This is a genomic window from Methanolobus sp., from assembly GCF_016278385.1.
Lineage (GTDB): Archaea > Halobacteriota > Methanosarcinia > Methanosarcinales > Methanosarcinaceae > Methanolobus.
Genome location: NZ_JADQBY010000013.1, coordinates 1 through 23151, shown reverse-complemented (window position 1 = coordinate 23151; position 23151 = coordinate 1). Strand labels below are relative to the sequence as shown.

21 protein-coding genes and 1 pseudogene are annotated in these 23151 nt (G+C 39.3%); 13 read left to right on the top strand and 9 right to left on the bottom strand.

The features are described 5' to 3' along the window. Complete coding sequence (gene ftsA, locus QZZ23_RS05235; protein ID WP_292467478.1) at positions 1-1356, top strand: coenzyme F390 synthetase; 1356 nt, start codon at positions 1-3, stop codon at positions 1354-1356. Here ftsA and QZZ23_RS05230 read toward each other — a convergent pair whose 3' ends face one another. The 3 genes from QZZ23_RS05230 to QZZ23_RS05220 form a co-directional block, all read right to left on the bottom strand. After that, the gene (locus QZZ23_RS05230) at positions 1357-1809 is read right to left on the bottom strand and encodes a hypothetical protein (protein WP_292467476.1); all 453 of its coding nucleotides are present in this window, start codon (positions 1807-1809) and stop codon (positions 1357-1359) included. Positions 1810-1853: 44 nt separating this feature from the next. After that, on the bottom strand, positions 1854-2552 hold the full coding sequence (locus QZZ23_RS05225; protein WP_292467474.1) for an ATPase domain-containing protein: 699 nt from the start codon (positions 2550-2552) through the stop codon (positions 1854-1856). A 142-nt stretch (positions 2553-2694) separates the two neighbouring features. Then, positions 2695-4320: a DUF835 domain-containing protein gene (locus QZZ23_RS05220; RefSeq protein ID WP_292467472.1), complete on the bottom strand. Its 1626-nt coding sequence runs from the start codon at positions 4318-4320 to the stop codon at positions 2695-2697. Positions 4321-4567: 247 nt separating this feature from the next. Here QZZ23_RS05220 and QZZ23_RS05215 point away from each other — a divergent pair, with 247 nt between their 5' ends. From QZZ23_RS05215 to truD, 5 genes are all read left to right on the top strand, one after another. Then, the gene (locus QZZ23_RS05215) at positions 4568-5233 is read left to right on the top strand and encodes a DUF434 domain-containing protein (protein WP_292467470.1); all 666 of its coding nucleotides are present in this window, start codon (positions 4568-4570) and stop codon (positions 5231-5233) included. Between the two features lie 56 nt (positions 5234-5289). Further along, a complete protein-coding gene (mptN, locus tag QZZ23_RS05210) occupies positions 5290-6210 on the top strand; it encodes a tetrahydromethanopterin:alpha-L-glutamate ligase (protein WP_292467468.1) in 921 nt (306 codons plus the stop codon). 11 nt (positions 6211-6221) lie between these two features. Next, positions 6222-6569: a peptidyl-tRNA hydrolase Pth2 gene (gene pth2, locus QZZ23_RS05205; RefSeq protein WP_292467466.1), complete on the top strand. Its 348-nt coding sequence runs from the start codon at positions 6222-6224 to the stop codon at positions 6567-6569. Between the two features lie 78 nt (positions 6570-6647). Continuing rightward, positions 6648-7814 (top strand): transglutaminase family protein, encoded by a 1167-nt coding sequence (locus QZZ23_RS05200; protein WP_292467464.1) that lies wholly within the window; start codon positions 6648-6650, stop codon positions 7812-7814. Between the two features lie 11 nt (positions 7815-7825). Next, positions 7826-9139 carry a tRNA pseudouridine(13) synthase TruD gene (gene truD, locus QZZ23_RS05195; RefSeq protein WP_292467462.1) on the top strand — a complete coding sequence of 438 codons (1314 nt, stop codon included), beginning with the start codon at positions 7826-7828 and terminating at the stop codon, positions 9137-9139. Positions 9140-9188: 49 nt separating this feature from the next. Here truD and pyrG read toward each other — a convergent pair whose 3' ends face one another. The 5 genes from pyrG to QZZ23_RS05170 form a co-directional block, all read right to left on the bottom strand. Then, positions 9189-10769 (bottom strand): glutamine hydrolyzing CTP synthase, encoded by a 1581-nt coding sequence (gene pyrG, locus QZZ23_RS05190; protein WP_292467460.1) that lies wholly within the window; start codon positions 10767-10769, stop codon positions 9189-9191. 18 nt (positions 10770-10787) lie between these two features. Continuing rightward, positions 10788-11495, bottom strand: a complete 708-nt coding sequence (locus QZZ23_RS05185) for a hypothetical protein (RefSeq protein ID WP_292467458.1) — start codon at positions 11493-11495, stop codon at positions 10788-10790. A gap of 19 nt (positions 11496-11514) precedes the next feature. Continuing rightward, positions 11515-11727, bottom strand: coding sequence for a methytransferase partner Trm112 (locus QZZ23_RS05180; RefSeq protein ID WP_292467456.1), 213 nt, complete (start codon positions 11725-11727; stop codon positions 11515-11517). 77 nt (positions 11728-11804) lie between these two features. Next, positions 11805-12443 carry a CDGSH iron-sulfur domain-containing protein gene (locus tag QZZ23_RS05175; RefSeq protein ID WP_292467454.1) on the bottom strand — a complete coding sequence of 213 codons (639 nt, stop codon included), beginning with the start codon at positions 12441-12443 and terminating at the stop codon, positions 11805-11807. Between the two features lie 220 nt (positions 12444-12663). Continuing rightward, positions 12664-14772, bottom strand: a complete 2109-nt coding sequence (locus QZZ23_RS05170) for an ATP-binding protein (protein WP_292467452.1) — start codon at positions 14770-14772, stop codon at positions 12664-12666. Positions 14773-15024: 252 nt separating this feature from the next. Here QZZ23_RS05170 and QZZ23_RS05165 point away from each other — a divergent pair. Next, positions 15025-15120 (top strand): annotated as a pseudogene (locus QZZ23_RS05165) (IS5/IS1182 family transposase); the annotation flags it as partial. A 236-nt stretch (positions 15121-15356) separates the two neighbouring features. Here QZZ23_RS05165 and QZZ23_RS05160 read toward each other — a convergent pair. Then, entirely contained in the window at positions 15357-15896 is a 540-nt protein-coding gene (locus QZZ23_RS05160; protein ID WP_292467450.1) for a PGF-CTERM sorting domain-containing protein, read from the bottom strand. Positions 15897-16156: 260 nt separating this feature from the next. Between QZZ23_RS05160 and QZZ23_RS05155 the strand changes: the two genes are divergently transcribed. From QZZ23_RS05155 to QZZ23_RS05130, 6 genes are all read left to right on the top strand, one after another. Continuing rightward, positions 16157-19012 carry a cbb3-type cytochrome c oxidase subunit I gene (locus tag QZZ23_RS05155; protein WP_292467448.1) on the top strand — a complete coding sequence of 952 codons (2856 nt, stop codon included), beginning with the start codon at positions 16157-16159 and terminating at the stop codon, positions 19010-19012. A 4-nt stretch (positions 19013-19016) separates the two neighbouring features. Further along, on the top strand, positions 19017-19208 hold the full coding sequence (locus QZZ23_RS05150) for a cbb3-type cytochrome oxidase assembly protein (protein WP_292467446.1): 192 nt from the start codon (positions 19017-19019) through the stop codon (positions 19206-19208). Then, positions 19205-19486 carry a hypothetical protein gene (locus QZZ23_RS05145; RefSeq protein ID WP_292467444.1) on the top strand — a complete coding sequence of 94 codons (282 nt, stop codon included), beginning with the start codon at positions 19205-19207 and terminating at the stop codon, positions 19484-19486. The genes QZZ23_RS05150 and QZZ23_RS05145 overlap by 4 nt, the downstream gene beginning before the upstream one ends. Positions 19487-19508: 22 nt before the next feature. Next, a complete protein-coding gene (locus QZZ23_RS05140) occupies positions 19509-21959 on the top strand; it encodes a plasma-membrane proton-efflux P-type ATPase (RefSeq protein ID WP_292467442.1) in 2451 nt (816 codons plus the stop codon). Between the two features lie 41 nt (positions 21960-22000). After that, positions 22001-22519 carry a pentapeptide repeat-containing protein gene (locus QZZ23_RS05135; RefSeq protein ID WP_292467440.1) on the top strand — a complete coding sequence of 173 codons (519 nt, stop codon included), beginning with the start codon at positions 22001-22003 and terminating at the stop codon, positions 22517-22519. A gap of 237 nt (positions 22520-22756) precedes the next feature. After that, positions 22757-23134 carry a hypothetical protein gene (locus tag QZZ23_RS05130; RefSeq protein ID WP_366931319.1) on the top strand — a complete coding sequence of 126 codons (378 nt, stop codon included), beginning with the start codon at positions 22757-22759 and terminating at the stop codon, positions 23132-23134. Positions 23135-23151 lie beyond the last annotated feature (17 nt).

Genomic DNA, 23151 nt, shown 5'->3' with positions numbered 1-23151 from the left:
ATGACATCAGGTAGATTCTATAATCCGGACATAGAAACAATGGACAGAAGTGAACTTGACACCCTTGTGGAGGAGAGAATCAGGTACACTGTAAACTACGCTGCAGAGAACTCATTGTTCTACAAGAAATGGTTCAGGGAAAATAGTGTCAAACCTTCTGATATCAGGACACATGATGATCTCCTGGAACTTCCCATAATATCTGGAAAAACTATTCGTGAGAACCAGCCACCTGTGAATGAGGATTTTGGATTTAAGACGGTGGACTGGAAAGATGTATTCACAATTCATGAAACAAGTGGAACCAGCGGAACACCAAAATCATTTTTCCTTACATGGGATGACTGGGAAAGATATGCAGAAAAATATGCAAGAAGCTTCCAGTCCCAGGGATTTGGAGCTGGTGATCGTGTTATTGTATGTGCCTCCTATGGAATGAACGTGGGTGCAAACACAATGACTCTTGCAGCCAGGAATATTGGTATGACAATGATACCTGAAGGAAAGTGCACGTTCCCTGTGAGAGTAATGGAAGCGTACAAACCGACATCGATCGTTGGAAGTATTTTCAAGCTGATCCGTCTGGCAAAAAGGATGAAAGAACAGGGCACAGACCCTGCAAGCTCAAGCATTGAACGCCTTGTAATAGGTGGTGAGAGTTTTGCAGAAGAAGCAAGGAATTACGTATCTGATATATGGGGCTGTGAAGTCTATAACACATATGGAAGTACTGAGGGCACCATGTGCGGAGAATGCACGGATATCAGCGGTCTGCATGTACCTGAAGACCTTCTGCATCTGGATGTATATGATCCTCATATGGACAAGTTCGTCAGGGACGGGGAATGTGGCAGGGTAGTACTCACGACACTTTTACCTGTCGGCGCAAAAAGTGGAAATGTACTAATCAACTATGATACAGAAGACACAACTGTGGTTGTCAGCCGGGATAAATGTGCCTGTGGAAGAAGTCACATGAAAATAATGAATCCAGAAAGGGAAGCTGAGACGTTCTGGGTCTCAGGCACTCCATTTAATCGTGTCGATGTTGAAAAGGGAGTTTTTCAGAGAGAAAATATGGAGTACCTGACCGGAGAATACGAGGCTTTCCTTTATGGAGGGGATGACGAAGGAGAAACAACCCTGAGAGTAAGTATGGAGTGTAATGATAGTCTGAAATGTGACGAGGAGTTCATTCAGGAAAACTTCCTCCGCTCTTTCTTTGCTTATAAGAAAAAACTTGAGAATTCATATATTGACGGAAGCCTGAATATCCTTTTCAACTATGCAAAACCCGGAGAACTGGAATTTTACCGTGTCAAAGGAAGACCAAAACGCATAGTTGACAGAAGATGATCATAGAAGCGAAATACCTTCCCAGAGTGAAAGATAAAGGCTAAGACCTCCAATAAAAACGATTACCCACAATACAAGAGTTATTTTCATCAATTTAAAGGGATTAACTATATGCTTGATTCTGCCATCGACTGCAAGTTTAATGTAAATAGAGAAAATAATCACCAACAAACCTGCAAAATGATGCACGTACATTTGTGTGCTGAGTGAGGAACCAACCCCAATCTCAGTATATGTTGACATGGCAGGGAACATGAACACAATGATGGATACAAATTGCAGTAATACTGCAACACTTACAAGTTTGCAGTGTCTGCGCACAGGGTCTTTTGACACCTGCGATACAGCAATAACCAGTACAAGAACTGACAATAATTGTAACAATATATTTGCAAAAGCCTGATTGAACTGTGTAAACATATTCTGCGTACCCCCATCCCTTTTTTTGTACAACAGGAATATGATATGTCAGAGTATAAAAATATTAGCTTTAAATATTAGAAATTACCCTTATATACTTTGAGGCCACTCTCTGAGACCGTCAGTATCCAGGGTTCCATGCTATGAGAAGTAGCACGCATTTTTCGAACTCTCAGATACCTATTGGCAACATTGCCTTTAAGTTGAAGACCAAGTTCAATTATACCATCCGCAAGGTAGCCTTCCATACCAGTTGATGAATCTGCCATACCTGATAGCTTTTCCTCCTCAAGGATGAGGAAAATTGTAAATTGTTCACGCCGCAGGGTTTCAAGCATTTTGTACATGTTTTTCCTTAGAACTGGGGATTCCAGATCCAGAAGAGAATACAACGCACCAAGAGAATCAATAGCAACACAAGTGCATTTATCCCCCACATTCTTTTTGAACTGGATGATGTTCTCCTCAAGAATATTTAGAAAATCACCTGAGAAATCATCGAATAGTACCCTATAGTCACTAAAATCAGATATATGCAGCTTTTTGGATAGGCTAATGCCCATACTATCCATATTTTGAAGGTGATTATCCTTACTCTGCTCGAGAGTTATATAAAGTCCATACTCATCCTGCTGTTCCAGATAATTAGAAAGGACCTGAAAAGTAAAGCCTGACTTTAACGTACCTGCTGCACCAGTAACAAGCACAACACTGCCTTTTGGTATATCAGTCGTAAAGACCTCATTCAAGCCGCCTATGGTGTCCACAAATCGCATTGTACTCCTCTTTCTTTTATGTGCAAAGAATAAATAAGTATACTAGTGTAAAAATAATATATATCCTTAATGGAGAAAACAACACTTATTGGTAATACTGTCTAATTAAAATAAAACTACCTTGCAATATACATAGGAAATATTACACCGACTTCATCCATCTTTTGAGCAGATGGAACTCCTTCTTTTCCAGGACATCGGAATCCAATTGTAGCACCATCCTTGAATTTGATGCCATTATAGTATCATTAGTCTGCTCAACAAGCTTTACAACTGATAAGAAATCATTGTCCAATATAAGGTACTCCAGACCATCCATCAGAACAACGCCATCTTCTACCTTATTAACAAAATCAGCTATTGTAGGATATATCCTGAAAATTTCAGTTGAATCTATTGATTGCTGGCCTTCTACCTTATTCTTTGTCAACCAGACAATAGGCGTCTTTGCGATGCCATACATATTTCGAACCTTGTCCGGGTTCCTCCTTGTGATGCAAAGTCCTGGTTTTCCGCTTTTAACAAGTTCAGAGAATAACTGGTAACATTTTTCAGGAAATTCACAATCCGAAAGATAAACATAACCACTTTCCAGTTCAACTTCAGTATCTTGTGTATCATCCCCTACATCTTCAGTAAGAGGAGTAATGAATAACCCCCTTAGGCTGGAGCGATCCTGAAGTGCAACTATCAATCCTTCCTTTTCACCATCTTCCTTAAGGAGAGAAGTTGAAACATTCATCCAGACTTTTTCGCCGTGTTTTGTGAAAAATGCCATCTCAAAGTCTTTTTTGTCAGCAAATTCCAGTAAGTCCACATCATCCACAATATTTCTAACAGGCTTTGCAATTAGTTCACCCACATCATAACCGAGAAGATCTGCAGCATTCTTATTAGCTGTAACTATCTTTTTTTTACCGTCAAGAGAAAGTATGGCAATCGGAGATGCTTTCAAAAGATTGTCGAGGTATTCATTGGCTCTTTTAATCTTGGACTCTGCTTCAAGTCTTTCTGTACTATCATCACCTGAAACAAGCAGACCATTTATAGTACCATCAGAATCCCGCAGAACAATATTGTTCCAGCTCATTATTCTTTTTTGCTGATTGCTGTTGAGAAATGGTATTTCAAAGTACCCATTTCCAACATTTTCACTGGACAGAAGTTTAGTGAATCCTTGCTGGGCGTGTTCCCTGAAAAGTTCAGGTACATAATTTTCAAACCAATCACTACCGATTATTTCATTTTCACTGTAACCAAGAATCTCACATCCTTTCCTGTTAATCAGCTTTACAATACCCTTTTCATCAAGAACAAGAAGCATGACTCCTGCAAGATCCAGATAATTCTGTGCCTGATCTCTTTCAGCAATAAGTTCATCGTGCAGATTTTTTATTCTCAGAAGAGAACTTACCCTTGTCTTAATCTCAAGCCTGTCAAGAGGCTTTGTCAAAAAATCATCAGCACCTGCATTTATACCCTTGATACGATCTTCAAGACTTGAGAGTGCTGTGACCATTATAATAGGTATAAAACGGGTTTTTTCAGATTTCTTTAGTATCTTACATACCTCATAACCTGTAATGTCAGGCATCATCAGATCGAGAAGAATTATATCAGGATTATGAATCTCCACTTTTTCCAGTGCTTCAACTCCACCTGATGCGGAGAATATATCATAATCATGGGTTAGATAGGCTTCCAGCAGCCTGATGTTCATTACTTCATCATCAACTACAAGCACCTTTCCTCTTTTTTGCTCATCCATCCCGGTCACTCATAAAATGTTCAGTTAGCATTTATTTTCAAATTAAATAAACAAATATCAAAGCCAGAAACTGTATATTATTAAAACTATATAAACAAAACCCGATTTTAATAAATAAAATAACTCTGGGACAGGAAAATAGCAAATTTCATACGATATAGTTCACTCGATTTGAATCCAATACATTGTTCATCTTATTCCGATACATATAATTCCCCTGAAATACAGAATTATATATTGACATCTGATGATAAAAATAGCTGATGAAGAGACAAAAAAGCTTGCAATAGCTGCAGCAGATATCCGCTATCTCCTTGAAAGAGGATACAGAAGAGATAGCTCAATCAGGTTTACCAGTGATCATTATCGGCTTGGAAAAAATGACAGATTTATACTTGCACGTACGGTGTTTTCACCAGATACATCCGTGAAACGCAGAAAAAAGAAACTGAAATGCGAGGAACTCAAAGGAAAAACACTCCTTATTGACGGATACAATGTACTTATCACATTGGAAAGTATCCTTCAGGGGGAAAGAACATGGGTTGCAGATGATTCTTTTATCAGGGATATTCGTGGACTTTTCAGAAATCATTCGAACGATAAAATCACATATGAAACTGTTGAAGAAATGCTCTCTTTCCTTGTAATGTCAGAAGTGAAGAAAGCAACTATACTGCTGGACACCCAGATGAAGCACAGTGGAGAACTTGCAGCCTTGATCAGAAAGAGAATGAAAGATCTTTCAATATCAGGAGATGCAAGAACATCTAAACATACAGACTATGGCCTGAAGAACTGCGACTCGTCATATGTTGTAGCTACAGCAGATGGAATCATAATCGATGCTGTGAAAAGTGTTGTTGATGTCCCCGGCTGCATATCCAGGAAATTGAGTAACAGGCAGATATAGGCATTAATGTCAGATAAGCAACAAGTCTAATTATACAGAATACTTAAGGAACCCACATGAAAAAACTGGGAATAGTGGTTACAGACACAAACGACTGGACTGCAAATGCATTGATACAGGAAGCCAGAAAAAGAGGTTTTGAAACCTTTTGCCTGGACCTTGGAAAGGTGGGAACTACCATTGGAAAAGACATTAAACATGAAGCTGACGGAGTTAACCTTTCAGAGTTAGATGCAATTATCATAAGGGACATGGGACCTGGAAAAAACGATGCACACGTTTTCCGTTTTGATGTACTCCGGGAACTTGAAGAAAGCGGAGTACTTATGATCAATTCCCCAGCTGCCATACAGAATGCAGCGAATAAGTTCCATACAAGCTGCTTGATCTCTAAAGCCGGGATTCCCACACCGAAAACCATTGTCACACAAGAAACTAGATCGGCCATGAAACTTATCGAAAGCCTGAAAGATGTTATAATCAAGCCGATTTTCGGATACAAAGGGATAGGAATTAAGCGCATAAAAAGTAATAAAGTCATAAATCCGGACGGGACTCCCGATAAAACAGAAGTATATGACCTTATAACACATTATATAGAAGAAAATGGAATTCTTTACATACAGGAATTTATAGAGAATCCGGGACGGGACATCCGTGCATTTATTGTCAATGACAGCGTTGTAGGAGCAATATATCGGAAAACACCAGATGGAGGATGGCTGAATAACCTGAGCCAGGGTGGCACTTCTGAGGAATGCAAACTCACAACTGAGCAGGAAAATATCTGCTTAAATGCTGCCAGAGCTGTTGGAGCAGTATTTGCCGGGGTAGACCTTATTGAAGGTAAAAATGGGTGTTTCGTTCTGGAAGTGAATGCAACTCCCTCCGGAGCAGGTATATATAACTCCCTTAATATTAATGTTGCAGAACATATATTGAATACTATAGAAAACAGGCTTCAAAATCAGCCTTAAAGGATAAAAAAATGAGCGAATATAAACAATGTATCGTTATCAGGGACGACCTCAAATTATCTAAAGGAAAACTTGCCGTACAGGTTGCACATGCTGCAGTTTCAGCTTCTGAATGGGCTGACCGTACAACCCTTGATAAGTGGAAAGAAGGCGGGCAGAAAAAAGTAGTTCTCAGAGTACCTGCATTAAAAGATCTTTTTGAACTAAAGGAAGTGGCAAGAAGACAGGGACTTCCAACAGCACTCATACAGGATGCAGGATTAACAGAAATAGCTCCCGGAACCGTAACAGTACTTGGTATCGGACCTGCAAAAGCCGATGATATCGATAAAATTACAGGGAACCTGAAGCTTGTATAAATATAACCATAAATTATATAAATGTGTGAATTCAATTTTCGTTGGGTTTATCGAATTTATATTTGGTAAGGGATCTTGATGAAAAAGAATCATGTTCGGAATGCCATCTTTTATATAATATTGATTGGAATAATCCTGGCGTCGGGTTTCCTTTTGGGACAAACTGACAGAGTAAGAGAGATTTTAAGTTCTTATTCTACCAGCGAGTTAGACAATAAAGATAATTATAGGATAAAAACAAATGATCTTACTGTTCCGGTTACTACAGGCAGGCAAGTAAGCAGGTCTGAAAAGATACCGGATAATTCTTCAAAGCTGTTTCCGGGTTTTCAAATTTCAAGCTATTATCAGTACATGCAATTTTACGAAGGAAAAAAGAATGTTGTCACCGTATACGTAAAAAACACAGGTGATACCCCAATTTTCATATACAAATTTGGTTTTCTGCTGTTATCTGAAAATGAAACTACGATGGTTGATACCGGTGTGACCATACTTCCGGAAGAGGAGCGGAATATAGGAATAATTACACTGAATGTTCCAGATGATGTAGAAGAACTTAAAGTCCGGCCTGAGATGGCAATACTTGCACAGACTGATTTGGGAAAATGGCATGATTACGGGATTGAGGATTTTAGAGAGATGACTATCAATGTTCGGGAAAGTGCATCCATGCAGGAACCGGAATATTCTTCAAACCCTGAATATGTCTTTAACCTGGTAAACAGTAAAATAGACCCTCATAATATACAAGTCAGGACAATGGCTGCAGCTTCTGCAAAGAAGTATCCGGGGAAATATAACATATACCAGGTGTGTGCATTATTCGATGATACCAGGGGAAGCATAGAGTATATCAGTGATCCCAGAGGAAGAGACCTATGGTCCACACCTGATGAAACAATTACAGTGGGCGCAGGAGACTGTGATGACTATGCAATCCTCCTGGCATCGTTAATAGAAGCCATTGGAGGGACTTCAAGAGTATATCTGACAGACACACATGCCTTTGCGACAGTATATATAGGAAACGACATTGAAGAAGTAGGAAGGTCTATAGAGAATTATTACGGCTCTGTGCCTATATATTATACTACTGATCAGTATGGATCCTGGCTTATGCTTGACCCGACATCCAGCATATATGCAGGCGGGCTGCCTAGCGGAACAGCCCCCACCGATGAAGGCTGGACTTTCCTTAACACTAGCACAGTCACCGTGATTGATACTGCACCCTACATATAGGATGATTACAAATGATACCACCGATTGAAAAAAAAATGGGAATTGAGCTTTATTGTACACATGCCAAAGGAATTGGTGGTGTGCTGAGACAGGAACCTGAGGATTTTATTGTCAGAGAAATAACAAACCGTGAAGAAGGTGACAGCGGAAAGCAGCTAATTCTTGAAATTACGAAGACAAACTGGGATATGCACCACCTTATCAGAGATGTATCACGTAAACTTGGCATCAGTCAGAAGAGAATAGGATTTGCCGGTACAAAGGACAAAAGAGCAAAGACCACTCAGAAGATCAGCATATATGATATTTCTGAAAAGGATATTGAGAACTTTTACCTTAAGGATGTGGAAGTGAAAGTAATAGGAAAGTCTACACGGTCCATTGGACTCGGTGATCTCTATGGCAACGAATTCAAAATTACGATAAGAGATATTGACCTTAAGCCCGATGAACTGGAAAAAATACTAAGGAACACAACTGAAGAGATACTTGCTTTTGGTGGAGTTCCAAACTTTTTTGGTATTCAGAGATTTGGAGCGATCAGGCCTGTTACCCACATGGTTGGAGAACAGCTCCTTAAAGGCGATTTCGAAAAAGCTGCACTCATATACATTGCACAGTCCTTCCTGGATGAGCCGGAAGATGTGCAAAACGCAAGGGACCATGTATGGGAAACAAGAGATTTTGTTGAAGGACTTAAAACATACCCATTGCGCCTGAGGTATGAAAGAGCAATGATGCATTATCTTGTAGAAAATCCGGGCGATTTTGCAGGTTCATTCGGTGTACTTTCAGAAAATATAAGCAGGATGTTCATACATGCATACCAGTCATACATCTTTAACCGCGTTATCTGCAAAAGAATAGAGCAGGGACTTCCACTGGACAAAGCCCATCCAGGAGATATCATCTGTTTCAAGAACAAAGAAGGTCTTCCGGATGTTAAAAAAATGCAGAAAACAGCTGAAAATAACGTTGATGGCATGAACAATCTCCTCAAAAGAAAAAGGGCATTTGTAACAGCACCCCTTGTAGGGTATGAAACTGAATTCGCTACCGATGTGCCAGGAGAACTCGAGAGGAAGATGTTTGAAGATAACGGAGTGCCACAGGAAGCTTTCCGAATGAAACAAATGCCTGCTCTTGCATCAAAAGGACTGCGCAGGGAAATACTTCTCAACTGCAAACCTGAATTTGAAACCGAAGAGGACGAGCTTAACCCTGGAAAAAGCAAGGCAACACTAACATTTTCCCTTCCAAAGGGAAGTTATGCAACAACTGTGCTTAGGGAGTATATGAAAACGAATCCATTAAAAATGAGTTAAAGCCCACAGAAAGCGGGCTTTCTTTTTTAAATCAATAAGCTCTTTACGTTTAATCCAGCATCGCCTGAATAAAAGCCTTAAAAGGTGGTGATGGATTACCGGGACGAGATTTGAATTCCGGATGGAATTGTGATCCAAAGAAGAATTTCTTGCCAGGTATCTCTGCTATTTCCATCCTGTTCCTGTTTTTACCGGAGAACAACATTCCACTATCCTCTATCCTTTCAACATAGTTAGGATTGACCTCGTACCTGTGCCTGTGGCGCTCTATTATCTGAGACTGTCCGTATATCTCTTCTGCCAATGAACCTGCTTTCAGGTCTGCATAATAATCACCAAGACGCATTGTCGCACCCATGTCAACAACGTTTTCCTGCTCTGGAAGCAGATCAATTACAGGGTAAGGCGTGTTCTCATCGAACTCTGTACTGTTTGCATTCTCAAGACCTGCTACATTTCTAGCAAACTCTATGACAGCCAGCTGCATACCAAGACAAAGACCAAGGTAAGGAATATCGTTCTCCCTGGCAAACTGTATTGCCTTGATTTTACCCTCAGTACCTCTTTCACCAAAACCTCCCGGAACAAGTATACCATCGTATCCGAAAAGTGAAGAAATTATTTCAGGATGTTCTTCAAAAGATTCCGCATTAATCCAGCATACTTCATAATTAACGCCACATTCAATTGCAGCATGCTTAATAGAAGCACTTATACTCAAGTATGAATCCTCAAGGTGTGTGTATTTACCAACAATTCCTATCTTTACCTCACCTTTGAGGTTGTGCATCCTGTCAACCATTCTGGCCCATGAATCATCTGATTCGGCGGAGCTCAGTTCAAGGTGTTTCATCAGGAAATCAGTAAGTCCGTCTTTTTCAAGCATCAAGGGCACTTCATAGATATCATTGGCATCATGAGCACTTATGACAGCCTCTTCTGAAACATCACAGAAAAGTGATATCTTGGAAATGGTTCCTTCAAGCAGAGGTTCATGACATCTTGTAACTATAATATTGGGCTTAAGACCAAGTTCCCTTAGCTCTTTTACGGAGTGTTGCGTGGGTTTAGTCTTCTGGTCACCCTGTGGATCCATAGGAACAAGGGTAACGTGCACAAAAGCAAGATTTTCCTTTGGTTCTTCCCTGTGCATCTGCCTTACAGCTTCAAGGAAAGGCATACTCTCAATGTCACCAACGGTACCACCTACCTCTATAAGACAAATATCAGCACCGCTCTTAGCAGCTACTCTACGTATACGGTCCTTGATCTCGTTTGTAATATGAGGAATAATCTGCACGGTCTTTCCAAGATATTCGCCCCTGCGTTCCTTGGATATGACAGACTCATACACCTTTCCTGTGGTCAGGTTATGCTCTCTTGTAAGTTCGGTATCAAGGAAACGTTCATAATTTCCAAGATCAAGATCGACTTCACCTCCATCCTTAAGAACAAAAACTTCACCATGCTGGAAAGGACTCATAGTACCTGCATCAATGTTTATGTAAGGATCAATTTTGATGGCCGTAACTTTGTACCCCTTGTTCTTCAGGTTACGCCCGATAGAAGCAGTGGTAATACCTTTTCCAAGCCCACTCATTACGCCGCCGGTTACTATGATATATTTCATATTAATCATCTACCTTGATTATCTTTTCGTTTTTGGAAGTCCTATTAACAGATAAACCATAAAATACGTCAGTAAAATTGAATAGAATACAGATGGGTAAAAACCAAAGAACCGTGAAAAATCTATAGACGTCACTACTATGGCAAGCACAGAGAATATTAATAATACTATAAATACTTTGAAAATACTTCCTGAATGAGGAGCAGCTATTTTCAAAGCAGATTGTATCATTTCAGCAGATATTGAAGGAAGCTGAGCACTCCAATGTTCACGCTCATACATACCAGAAGAAGAAGACTTAGAATGTTTTGGAGATTTGGATTGTTTAGAAGACTGTGCTGGCTTGTACAATGATTCGTCAACGTCTACGCCATAATTTTTTTCACTTGGATTCGGATAACCCAGATTCAGATCAAATGCCTGTCTTTTGGAACCATAACCAACTGTAATAAAGAACTGTCCTTTAGTATAGACTCTCCCATCATATGGAATCCTTGCAATCAAAGGAATATACTCCTCATGCCTCACATATGGATTATCTTCAAGAACAGTAATGTTTTCCCTTAAGGATTCACCGACGGATAAATTAATATGAGTTGGTGCACCGTAATTGATCATTACAATTTCAAAACTACGTTCCTCACCAGGGGATAAAGGTAACTCAACAGTATCCATTTCGAATTCTATCGAATTTACTCCCAGTCTGTTAATATGCACCTGTTGCAATTGAATTTCCTCACCAGTGTTATTCCCTGAGTTCAGGAGGAAGCATATTTGGTATACCCTCCTCTATAGGGTAGTATTCATTACATACAGAACAGTACAGGGTGCCCGATAAAACCTCATTGCTGTCTTCTTTTTCTATGTTGAGGACAAGGTCCCCTTTACACACAGGACATGCAAGAATTTCCATAAGGTCTTTTTTCAACACGATCACCGCCTTCCAATAGGTTGCCATCAATATAAGGTTTTTCTATCGCAAACCCAGTATAATAGTGCCAATGATGAAATATAATAAATGAAAAGCAGAAAGATTTAGTTTTTCCTGTCTTTGAATTCAATAAATAGATGGGTACCATCACAGAACGGTTTGTTTTTGGAAGCACCACATCTGCACAGAGCATAATGGTCCTCTGTTTCAGGCTTTGAACCATCCGAATCATCGAATTTTATTCCACCAATAACATTGTAAGGTCCATTCCTTATGATGAAGACCTCCGGTTCATGAGGATATTCCTTATGAAATTCTCCGTTAACGGTATAACTCAATGCACCTGAAGGACAGGTTTTGATGATTTTTATTATTTCTTCCGGGTCTGCACCATCAGGATCGATCCAGGGTGTCATTCCTTTTCTAAATACTGAAGGTAAATTGAAGACACAGTTGCCAATATGTGAACATACTCCCTTATTATTATGGATGGTGATTTGCTTTCCTTCGTAGCTGTCTACTTTATCAGGAATACGGTCATCTTTTTTCTCCCCTGAGAATCCATTCTTCAGATGCACTCCATCACAGAATGGCTTTTTTTCGGATTCTCCACATCTGCACAGTGTCATAGTAGGACGAGTTTCAATGAAAGCACTCTTTGAATTTCTAAGCGTTTTTAGATTTTTCACAATGAGTGGTCCATTTTTTGAAACCTTGATCACAGGTTTATTGTCATTATCCATTGATACTCTCCATGAATAAATTCGTTTACATTGAATTTGTAGTTTTTGCAAATCGATTTGATCATTTGTCCATTCTATCGTAAAATTGTTTCCTGAAAATCATAGATGAGACAATTAAAGCCTAAAATATAATCCTGTGATTGATTGACTATTTGCTCTGAATTCTCCCATAAAGAAAACGAGGAAAGTAAGGAATTATCAATCGATCTGAATATTTTATTTAAATAGTATCTATAGGTATTGTGAACGTGAATGTACTTCCTTTTCCAACTTCACTTTCAACATGTATTTCTCCGGAATGCATCTCCACATAATGTTTAACAATTGCAAGTCCCAATCCGGTTCCACCATAAACACGATTCTCGGATGAATCTACCTGCTTGAATGAATCAAAGATGGTTTTTTGTTCATCCAGAGGAATACCAATGCCATTATCAGATACGGAAATCTGAATCTTATTATTAATAAGTTTGGAATCGATCCAGACTTTCCCATTTTTAGGTGTGAATTTAATTGCATTGCTAAGAAGATTATACATAATTTGTTTTATTTTTATCTTATCAGCATACGTTTCCAGATTTTTAAGATCCGTGTTGAATTTAAAATCAATTAATTTCGTTTTAATCATAGGCTCCATTAACAAAATAGCTTCATTAATTGATTGTTGCAGATTTATTTTATCAGGTTCATATTTCATATTGCCGGATTCAATTTTAGAAATATCAAGTATATCATTGATTAGACCCAACAGATGATTCCCACTTTTTTGAATATTAGAGACATATTTCACTTGCTTTTCATTCAAATTACCAACTATCTCTTCAGTCAAAATTTGGGAAAAACCAATAATTGAATTGAGGGGTGTACGTAACTCATGACTCATATTTGCAATGAATTCCGATTTGATGCGGTTTGATTCTTCAGCAAGTGCCCTGGCTTGAATAAGAGCCATTTCAGTCTGCTTGCGCTCAGTGATATCTGATAAAAACAGTGTGATTCCAATAACACTTCCTTCGTCATCCTCAAGAGGACTATACACATTCTCATACCATCTTCTTTCGAATAACAAATCACCGTATTCTTCAATTAGAGTGAAAGCTTCACCAGCGAGTGCCCGGTCAAAATTCACTTTTGCTTTCTCTCTGTCTGCAGGGTCTCTGATGTAATTGAGCATGCTAACGCCAACCTCTATCTTTGCCTCCCATATATTTTCCATTGTTATCTGATGATTTTTGTTGAAGGCAAGATATCGATATTCTCCATCAAGAGCGAATATAACGACATCTTCAGGGCTTTCAATCACTCCCTGCATGAGATTGTATGCCCGCCGGTACTTGCGTTCGGCTTGTTTCAGTGCTTCATCCACTCGTTTGCGCTCTGTGATATCAAGGATAAAACCATTAATTACGAATGAACCTCCTTTCAGTTCATCGCTTGTCCTTGCATTCATCAGTAGCCAAATGTGCTTACCATCTGCACGTAAAGCCTCATATTCAAAATTCTCAACATAGCCTTTCGTTTTAAGGAAGTTGATTAGTTCTTTACGGCAATTGGGGTCAACATAATAGTTTTCGTCCATATCCTGTAAGTAACTGATGGCTTGCTCAGGGGTACTCTGACCGACAATATGAGCCATTTCCGGATTTACCTGAACTATTTTTCCTTCGGAACTTGTGCGGAAAATTCCAACCGGGACATTATCTATGAAGTTTTGAAGCTTTTCCTCATTCTCTTTCAGAGCAACCTGAGTTTCTTTACGAGACAACTGATTTTTCAGAAGACTTCCCAGCAATACAGTTCCAATCGGATAGATCAGCATTACCGGAAAACTGATATGGCTTAGAACTTCGAAAGCAAACGGCCAGGGAAGCAGTAAAATGCAAATAAGCATGACAATGTGAACTAGAATACCAAAAAAGTATAAATCAAACTTACCGAAGAGCTTCTGGAATCTGTCATGGAACTGTCTCCATAGCAGTCCCAATGTCATAGAACTTACTGTTGTAGCAATACCAACAATTGTTCCAACACCACCTTCATAGAGGCGGTAACAACTGATGATAAGTGCTCCAACAACTGCGGGAATAAATCCAAAGAATAGACCAACTATGCTTAGCAGAATAGTACGTGTATCGAAGAATAATCCTGGGGAAAGCTCCCATGGATTTAGCATCAAGGCAATGCCTATCAAACCAATGATTATACCCGCAGCTATTCCTTTAAAGCGTGTGTTAGTGTCCATATTGAAGAAAAGAACTTCGTACAAAACACCTATAGCAAGAAGTAAAGCCGCATTATTTATGAGGGCTAGTAGTATTTCTGCATTCATACGACACCTTTCCTATCAAAAAGAACCTACGTATCCAAATGAACTTTTTTTAAAAATAATCATTACATTAATTAGTGCGGTAATATATAACCCATGATATATAATAGTGTTGAGTATGTGATATTCGACTTCTGTGGATTCTACTTTTAAAAACGAGATGTTGGATTTGTCTAAAGAGGATTTCGATAAACTGCCATCGATACCCTGTACTATTCGATAAAAACTAAGTATTAGTAAAGTAATTTTAGTATCATGGACTCTTTTACTGACTTTGCCTTAAATGAAGAATATAAGCGTCTCCAATCTCTCGAGGATAAGCTTGCTGAAATTGAATATTTAGTAGATTGGATGAAGCAGAACGGAATTACTAATGAAATTAATTGATATCTGTGAAAAGTAATCCTTACTCCATACAAAATATCTAAACAAAAACACCAGATTAAAAAATAAATTAAAAATATAAATATCAACGATGACTATGCCTCTGTTTCATAACCTTACATAAAAAAGAGAAATCCTGACTGAATGTCAGAATAAAATATACTAATTCTAATATAGTTTGTCTGATTTCAACTCATTTCAGGTCATACCCGTCTTTTCAGATATGCTACTGAAAAAATTCCGGCAATTGCAAGAATAACTTCAAACCCTGGAGATTGCTCTTCAGTTGTTGCTTCGTCACTTTGCTCTTCAATTGTTGTTTCTTCCTGAGTTTCATCAACAATTGGCTCTTCCATGTTTTGATCGTCTACTGTTTCTTCGACTGGTGTTTCAGATATGAGTTCAGGTATAGCCTCAACTACAGGTTCAGCTGCAATTTCGGGGAAATCATTGGCATTACCCGGGAAAGTCAGGGCATTTATCTCATCCAGGTTGCTGAATCCATCACCATCTGAATCACGATCTTCAATTGACGCATAATTTCCCCCATATGCTCTTCCATAAGAATTCAAAGAACCACCATTCGGACCTGAGTGACAGATTGCACATGAATCAAGCCTGGTGTCTCCGGTATCATAGTAATTGTTGAAAGAACTCATAAAACTTGATTTTGCTGATGCCATAGGTGCCACTGTCAACATTATCGCTGCTAAGAACAATACAAGAATTAATTTATATTTCATATATTCACCCCATTTTCCAGTTAATAATAACTTAGTTGTTGGGTATTTAAATACTTTTGACCCTGGAATAAGGGGTAGGTCTTAAAATATCCAGACTTATTTATCTAATATAATTTGTACAATGATGAAACATGAAAAGTTGTACAGTTATAGACATAATTAAATAGTAATCACTTCCCTTTGTTATTGAGAAGTAAAGGTTGGGGAACCTTTTATGCTTCAAATCCACTCAATGTTTTCCTTGAAGGAGGTCGTATATTATGGAATTTAACGACGGTGGGGGAGTAGAAGGCGAATTATCTGCTCAAGATGGAACTGAAATAAAAGATAATGATAACAGAAACGAGCTTGCCAAGGATAAGTTCCTCGAAGGCGACGATGCTGTAAAATACTGGTTTTTGGGATCACTTATATGGTTCCCGATATTTGCCACACTTGGGTTCATACTGGCAATTAAGTTCTTCCAGCCGTATTTTTTAGGCGACGCAGCTTTTTTGACCTTTGGCAGAATAAGGCCTGCTCATGTTAACGGTGTACTTTTTGGTTTTGTTTCATCTGGTCTGATAGGCGGGATGTTCTGGGCCATTCCGAGGCTGGTCAATACTCCCATTTATAGTGCCAGACTTACAAAACTTTCTGCGATTTTATGGAATCTTGCTCTTTTGACTGGTATAGCAATGATCCTGTTTCTTGGAAATACTCAGGGAAGGGAATATGCAGAACTTCCATGGTCAATTGATGTTCTGATTATGGTGACATTGTTGATGATATTGTACAATATATTGTCGACTTTTGGGCGAAGGACCGAGAAAAAACTCTATGTATCAACCTGGTACTACACAGGCACTTTCATCTGGTTCCCTATAGTCTATTTCATCGGTAATGTCATGTGGAGACCTCCATCGGGAGCATTGGTAGGAATTACGGATTCTATATTTAACTGGTACTACGGCCATAATGTCCTGGGGCTCTGGTTTACCACCCTTGGAATAGGTACATGGTATTATGCGGTCCCACGTATCATAAATAGGCCTCTGTACAGTCATCTCCTTTCTGTGATCAGTTTCTTCACCATTGCTTTTTTCTATACAGGTGTTGGAGGCCATCATTTACTTCAAACTGCAATCCCTGAATGGGTGAAGACTATTGCAGTTGTTATGAGTATTTTGATGTTAGTACCTGTAGTTACATTTGCAGTAAATCTGGGAATGACGCTCAGAGGTTCATGGAACATTTTTACAGAGAACATCCCATTCAGATTCATTGTAACAGGATTCTTTTTCTACGTTCTCACTTCTGTACAGGGAAGTCTTCAGGGACTCAGGGGGACAAACTCATTCTTGCACTTCTCCCAGTGGACAGTAGGACATGCTCATCTGGCAATACTCGGAGGATTCGGATTTCTAGCAATCGGAATGATGTACTGGCTGATACCTAAAATAACCCGGACAAAAATATACAGTGACAGGCTTATGAGTATCAGCTGGTGGCTTGCACTTATTGGTTTTACCAGTTTTTTTCTATCCATGACCATAGCAGGACTGGTCGCCAATTCAGCCTGGTTCCAGAATATCACTGTTGCTCCTGTATTAAAGCTCCTCCAGTTCTGGTATGTTACCAGAGCCATGGGTGGAGGAATGGTTGTACTGGCAGGGTATGTCTTTGCATATAATACACTGCTGACCTTTACACATTCAAAAGAACCCCATGTTGAAGAAGATATTTTCAGTATATCTCCCGAACAAAGTTCAAGGCCACATTCTAAGTTGCAGAAACGGTCTCAGCATGCCATGAGTATGCCTGTTATAGTGGTGGGTGGTCTGGCTCTTTTCCTTCTCATGACCTGGATGGTCGTTGCCATGCCAGCACTTAATCTTGATACTGTGAATGCCACGGATATAGCTCATCCATATACGATAGAAGAAGCAAAGGGAAGGGAAATATACACAGATATGGGCTGTTTCTACTGTCATTCACAATTTGTAAGACCTCAGGACTGGGCTATTGGAAGAATATCTGAGCAGGGAGATTATTATTATGATTCTCCTCATCTTCTGGGAACAGAACGTACTGGTCCGGATTTATCGCAGATAGGCGGTATGAGACCAACTGAGTGGCATTATCTTCATGACACGGATGCAAGAACAACCAGTCCGAGTTCCATTATGCCACCTTTCGGATTCCTTTCAGATACGCAATTGGATTCCCTGGTTGCATATATCCAGAACCTCGGTACAAATAACCTTACTGTAATGAGTTTCCATCCGGAAGTACCTTATGAGTATCAAGATAAAACGCAACCATTTGCCGATTCTATGTCTGTTGCGATGCAGAATTATAATTCCAGTAATCAGACATATACAGGAGACGAAAAAACAGGGGCAGAGTTTGCAGCTATCTTTGAAGAAGGTAAGAAAACTTACACGGAACGTTGTCTTGCATGTCATGGTTGTTCAGGAAATGCCCAGGGTCCATATGCAAGACATGTTGTAACCCAGCCCGCCAATCTTCACGAAAGAATCATGAGCTACATGCCTGAAACAGGCGATTCATATCATTTCTGGAGAGTAAGCGAGGGTGTGCCAGGTACGGCAATGCCAAGCTGGAAACTAAGTCTCAATGAAACTGAGATATGGAAGATAAATCTCTATGAAATGAGTTTTACAACAGGATCGATAAGGACGGTCAGTGGTGATGTATCTGATGGTGAAGCTATTAATTTTTCAAATCAGACCCATATCGTGCCGCCTATTGAAGGTACTCAGGACCAGTTCGAGAAGGGACAGATGATTTTCAACTTGTACTGTGCACAGTGTCACGGTGAGGGCGGACAGGGAGATGGTGTTGCCTCTATTCTAAGCTCTGGAGGATACATTGATCCGGAACCTGCAAATTTCACAGAATCAGGTGCTGATTTCAAGTACTATGGACAGTACGTCTGGAAAGTTAAGGAGGGCGTGGAAACTACGAATATGCCTCCATGGAAGTATTCTCTAAGTGATGATGAGATGTACATGGCGATATTCTACATCCAACACTTTGCCACACCGGATGACTACAATGCAAAATGGGGACCATTGTACGAAAGTAACTATGCAAGAAATATGAGGAGCTGATGATATGGATGAATATAATCTGGCAATGCTCATCACAGCATTTTCATTATTCCTTATTTTCCTTGGTTTTCTGATATGGGGAATTAGAACCGGACAGTTCACAGATATCGAGGAAGCAAAATACAGGATCCTGGAGATACCTGACGAAATGTCAAATAGGAGTGAAACAAATAATCATCAGGGGGAGAAAATATGAGTTTCACCTTGGAATATGCAAGCTATGTGAACTCTTTAGTATGGATAACCGTTCTCATAGTACTCTCAAGTTTGGTACTGGTATGGCTGAGCGCAAAGAACCAGGATCACTACTCTCTGAAAGATGCAAATTCCCATGCAGAGGAATTTGGTGGAATAATTGCCGAATCTCATGGTCCTATCACAACTTTCCTTTATGTACTTTACTTTATAATGCTGGTTTGGACCATTGCATATTTTGCAGCTCATTGGGGTGAGTTTAGCAATATGTCCATGTAACCTTTTATGGGAGACAGTCAAAATGGAAGAACCTGCATCACACACAATTGGAAATGTAAAAGAGCTAAATATCGATGAGCTATTTACAAAACTAGATTCCAGCATAGGGGGCATCTCTGATGCTGAAGCTGGTGAGCGTCTTCAGAAATATGGCTACAATGAGCTTATTGAAAAGAAGACCAATCCGTTTCAAAAATTCATCGGTTATTTTTGGGCCCCTATTCCTTGGATGATTGAAATTGCTGCTATCCTTTCGGCAATCATACAACACTGGGGAGATTTCATCATTATCTCAATATTGTTGCTCCTTAATGCTGTGGTTGGGTTCTGGCAGGAAAATAAGGCTGATAATGCCATTGAATTGCTAAAAAAGAAAATGGCTTTGCAGGCCAGAGTATTACGGGATGAAGACTGGAAAGGAATGGCTTCCAGAGAACTTGTTCCCGGAGATATTGTCCGCTTACGTTCAGGAGATATTGTTCCTGCTGACGTTAAACTTATTGATGGTGATTATCTTCAGGTGGATGAATCCGCCCTGACAGGAGAATCACTTCCGGTAGACAAAGCTTTAGGAGATATTGCATATTCCGGATCCATTATTCAGAAAGGTGAAATGAATGCGTTAGTATTTGCCACCGGGATGAATACCTTTTTTGGTAAAACCACAGAACTGCTTGCAGATGTCAAGACACAGAGTCATTTCCAGAAAGCAATCGTAAAGATAGGAGATTACCTGATATTCCTTGCTGCCGGACTGGTAGCCATAGTTTTCATGGTTGCTATATTCAGGCACGAAAGTCTTCCGGATACTCTTCAATTCGCTCTTGTTCTGGTGGTTGCAGCAATACCTGCTGCGCTACCTGCTGTTCTGTCAGTATCTATGGCCGTAGGCGCAACCGAACTTGCCAAAAAAGGTGCGATTGTCAGTAAACTCGTGGCAATTGAAGAGATGGCAGGTATGGACATATTGTGTTCAGATAAAACAGGTACAATTACAAAGAACGAATTGACTTTATCAGAGCTTATTCCTTTTGATGGTTTTACAGATGAAGACCTCTTAATCTACAGTGCTTTTGCATCGAGGAAAGAGGATAATGATCCCATCGATAATGCTGTCTTCAGAAAAATAAGTTCCATGGAAGATTCAACAAAAAAGCTGGACGACTATAAAATAACAGAGTTCAAGCCTTTCGATCCTGTAATAAAACATACGGAGGCCAGTGTCGAAAGTCCTGAAGGCATGCACTTTAAGGTTATCAAGGGAGCGCCGCAGGTCATTCTTGACATGTCCACAAATAAGAAAATGATAACAGAGAAGGTGGAAAAGAGTGTAAATGATCTTGCAGTTAAAGGTTATCGTCCGCTGGGTGTGGCAAAGTGTGAGGATAATGGAACATGCAGCTTTGTAGGACTCATTGGTCTGTATGATCCACCTCATGAAGATTCAGCTCAGACCATTAAGACTGCTAATTCCATGGGCGTTGATATTAAGATGATAACTGGTGACCACGTTGCAATTGCAAAGGAGATTGCCAGTCAGATAGATATGGGTACGAATATCATAAGTGCTCCGGAGCTTGAAGGCAAAACTGATCTTCAGGCACAGGATCTAATTGAAAGATCAGATGGTTTTGCCCAGGTGTTTCCGGAACATAAATACAGAATAGTCGAGCTTCTCCAAAAAAAAGGGCACATTGTTGGTATGACCGGGGATGGTGTCAATGATGCTCCTGCTCTGAAGAAAGCTGATGCAGGAATTGCCGTTTTCGGAGCTACAGATGCCGCAAAGTCTGCTGCAGACATCGTATTTACAACTCCGGGACTTTCAGTGATCATTGATGCCATCAAAGAGAGTCGCAAAATTTTCCAGCGCATGAAGAGCTATTCCATTTACCGAATAGCTGAGACTGTGAGAGTCCTGTTTTTCATCACAGTTTCTATCATTGCGTTTAATTTCTATCCGGTGACCGCCATCATGATAGTGTTACTTGCACTGTTCAATGATGGTCCTATCATGGCTATAGCCTATGATAATGTGAAATATTCCAATATGCCGGAAAAGTGGAACATCAGGGAAGTCTTGAGTATGGCAACTTTCCTGGGAATTATAGGTGTAATTTCTTCCTTTACAATCTTTTACATAGGGTTGAATGTCCTCAATCTCAGTCAGGGTGTATTGCAGTCTTTTATATTCCTAAAGCTTGCAGTTGCAGGACACCTGACGATATTCCTTGCCCGTACAAGAGGTCCTTTCTGGTCTATCAGGCCAAGCGGTATCCTGTTCTGGTCAACAATAGGCACAAAGTTCCTGGCAACTCTCGTTGTGGTTTATGGTTTCTATATATCGCCAATTGGCTGGAAACTTGCAGGTATCGTGTGGCTGTATGCACTGGTGGCTTTTGTTATCACAGACCTGATAAAGGTGAGGTTGTATGACCTGCTGGACCATAGTGACTTAATCTTCCATAGATGAACTAAAAAAACTATATTAGATAGGAACAACTGTTATAGAACATGGAATACCAGAATGAAGAGTTTGAAGGAGAAAACTTTGAGAACACCAATTTTACAGGTATATCCTTTCAAAATTCAAAGTTCATCGATTGTAATTTTGAAAACTGCAATTTACCAAGCGTAGATTTGAATAACACAAGATTTCAGGATGTAAGGTTCAGGAACTGCAAAATCCAGGGACTGGATTTTTCAAAATGCAACGATTTTATATTTACGATTGGATTTGAAGACTCTTTCATTTCTTATTCAATATTTTCATATATAAATATGGAGAATACCGATTTTACTAATTGTCAGGTTTATGACTGTGATTTTATGAATACCAACCTCAAAAACGCAAATTTTGAAGGTTCTAATCTAAATAACACTCTCTTTAGAAATACAAACCTGAGTTTCACATCATTTAGGAATGCAAGGAACTATGACATCGATCCGAATAATAATTTCCTGAAAAAGACAAAATTCTCCATTCCAGAAGTAATCGCTCTTTTGAATGTCTTTGATATTGAAATAGAATGAAAAGATGCTATTTTTTTCTGACCTTTTTCTTTACAGCAAGCTCACTGATTTTGCACAATAATAAATACAGGCATGGATAGCGATAGATCCCAAGTTTCATCATTTGTTACCACTTCTCAGGTATTGTTACTTTCACATAGACTAAATATTCGAAGAGGTTTTAAGTTCCATTGCTACTACCATCCAATTTACTTATATAACTCCATCACATGGATACAAATGTTGGTGGCCATATATATGAAAAAATTGATACTAGATGTTATCTTCAAATCGGAAAAACGAAAAAACACATTGATAATATTACAGGAAGGACCAACAGAAATGGAAAACCTTCTCAAATACCTGGAGACAACAAGACAGGCCTTACTTCCTCAAACTAAAATTCTGGAAGATAATTATCTTGTAACTCATTATAACGATACTTATGAATTGACAATTATTGGAAAACTGATCGTTAATGAAATGATTCCTTTACTAGATACGATTAAGCTTCTGGATATTGACATTAACTATTGGGGCACTCGTAATCTTAATTTTATCCCACCCCATCTATTAAAAATATTAAATGAGACACATAAGAGGATTTCGATATACCTTCATTTTAGATTCACTTAAGTATTCAAACTCAATTT

Coding starts and splice junctions, on each gene's coding strand:
- QZZ23_RS05170 (WP_292467452.1), bottom strand. CDS start 14,772: ATGAATGCAGAAATACTACTAGCCCTCATAAATAATGCGGCTTTACTT.
- QZZ23_RS05175 (WP_292467454.1), bottom strand. CDS start 12,443: ATGGATAATGACAATAAACCTGTGATCAAGGTTTCAAAAAATGGACCA.
- QZZ23_RS05160 (WP_292467450.1), bottom strand. CDS start 15,896: ATGAAATATAAATTAATTCTTGTATTGTTCTTAGCAGCGATAATGTTG.
- QZZ23_RS05200 (WP_292467464.1), top strand. CDS start 6,648: ATGAAAAAGAATCATGTTCGGAATGCCATCTTTTATATAATATTGATT.
- QZZ23_RS05130 (WP_366931319.1), top strand. CDS start 22,757: ATGAAAAAATTGATACTAGATGTTATCTTCAAATCGGAAAAACGAAAA.
- QZZ23_RS05220 (WP_292467472.1), bottom strand. CDS start 4,320: ATGGATGAGCAAAAAAGAGGAAAGGTGCTTGTAGTTGATGATGAAGTA.
- QZZ23_RS05180 (WP_292467456.1), bottom strand. CDS start 11,727: ATGGCAACCTATTGGAAGGCGGTGATCGTGTTGAAAAAAGACCTTATG.
- QZZ23_RS05145 (WP_292467444.1), top strand. CDS start 19,205: ATGAGTTTCACCTTGGAATATGCAAGCTATGTGAACTCTTTAGTATGG.
- mptN (WP_292467468.1), top strand. CDS start 5,290: ATGAAAAAACTGGGAATAGTGGTTACAGACACAAACGACTGGACTGCA.
- pth2 (WP_292467466.1), top strand. CDS start 6,222: ATGAGCGAATATAAACAATGTATCGTTATCAGGGACGACCTCAAATTA.
- QZZ23_RS05150 (WP_292467446.1), top strand. CDS start 19,017: ATGGATGAATATAATCTGGCAATGCTCATCACAGCATTTTCATTATTC.
- QZZ23_RS05155 (WP_292467448.1), top strand. CDS start 16,157: ATGGAATTTAACGACGGTGGGGGAGTAGAAGGCGAATTATCTGCTCAA.
- QZZ23_RS05135 (WP_292467440.1), top strand. CDS start 22,001: ATGGAATACCAGAATGAAGAGTTTGAAGGAGAAAACTTTGAGAACACC.
- QZZ23_RS05140 (WP_292467442.1), top strand. CDS start 19,509: ATGGAAGAACCTGCATCACACACAATTGGAAATGTAAAAGAGCTAAAT.
- QZZ23_RS05215 (WP_292467470.1), top strand. CDS start 4,568: ATGATAAAAATAGCTGATGAAGAGACAAAAAAGCTTGCAATAGCTGCA.
- QZZ23_RS05225 (WP_292467474.1), bottom strand. CDS start 2,552: ATGCGATTTGTGGACACCATAGGCGGCTTGAATGAGGTCTTTACGACT.
- pyrG (WP_292467460.1), bottom strand. CDS start 10,769: ATGAAATATATCATAGTAACCGGCGGCGTAATGAGTGGGCTTGGAAAA.
- truD (WP_292467462.1), top strand. CDS start 7,826: ATGATACCACCGATTGAAAAAAAAATGGGAATTGAGCTTTATTGTACA.
- ftsA (WP_292467478.1), top strand. CDS start 1: ATGACATCAGGTAGATTCTATAATCCGGACATAGAAACAATGGACAGA.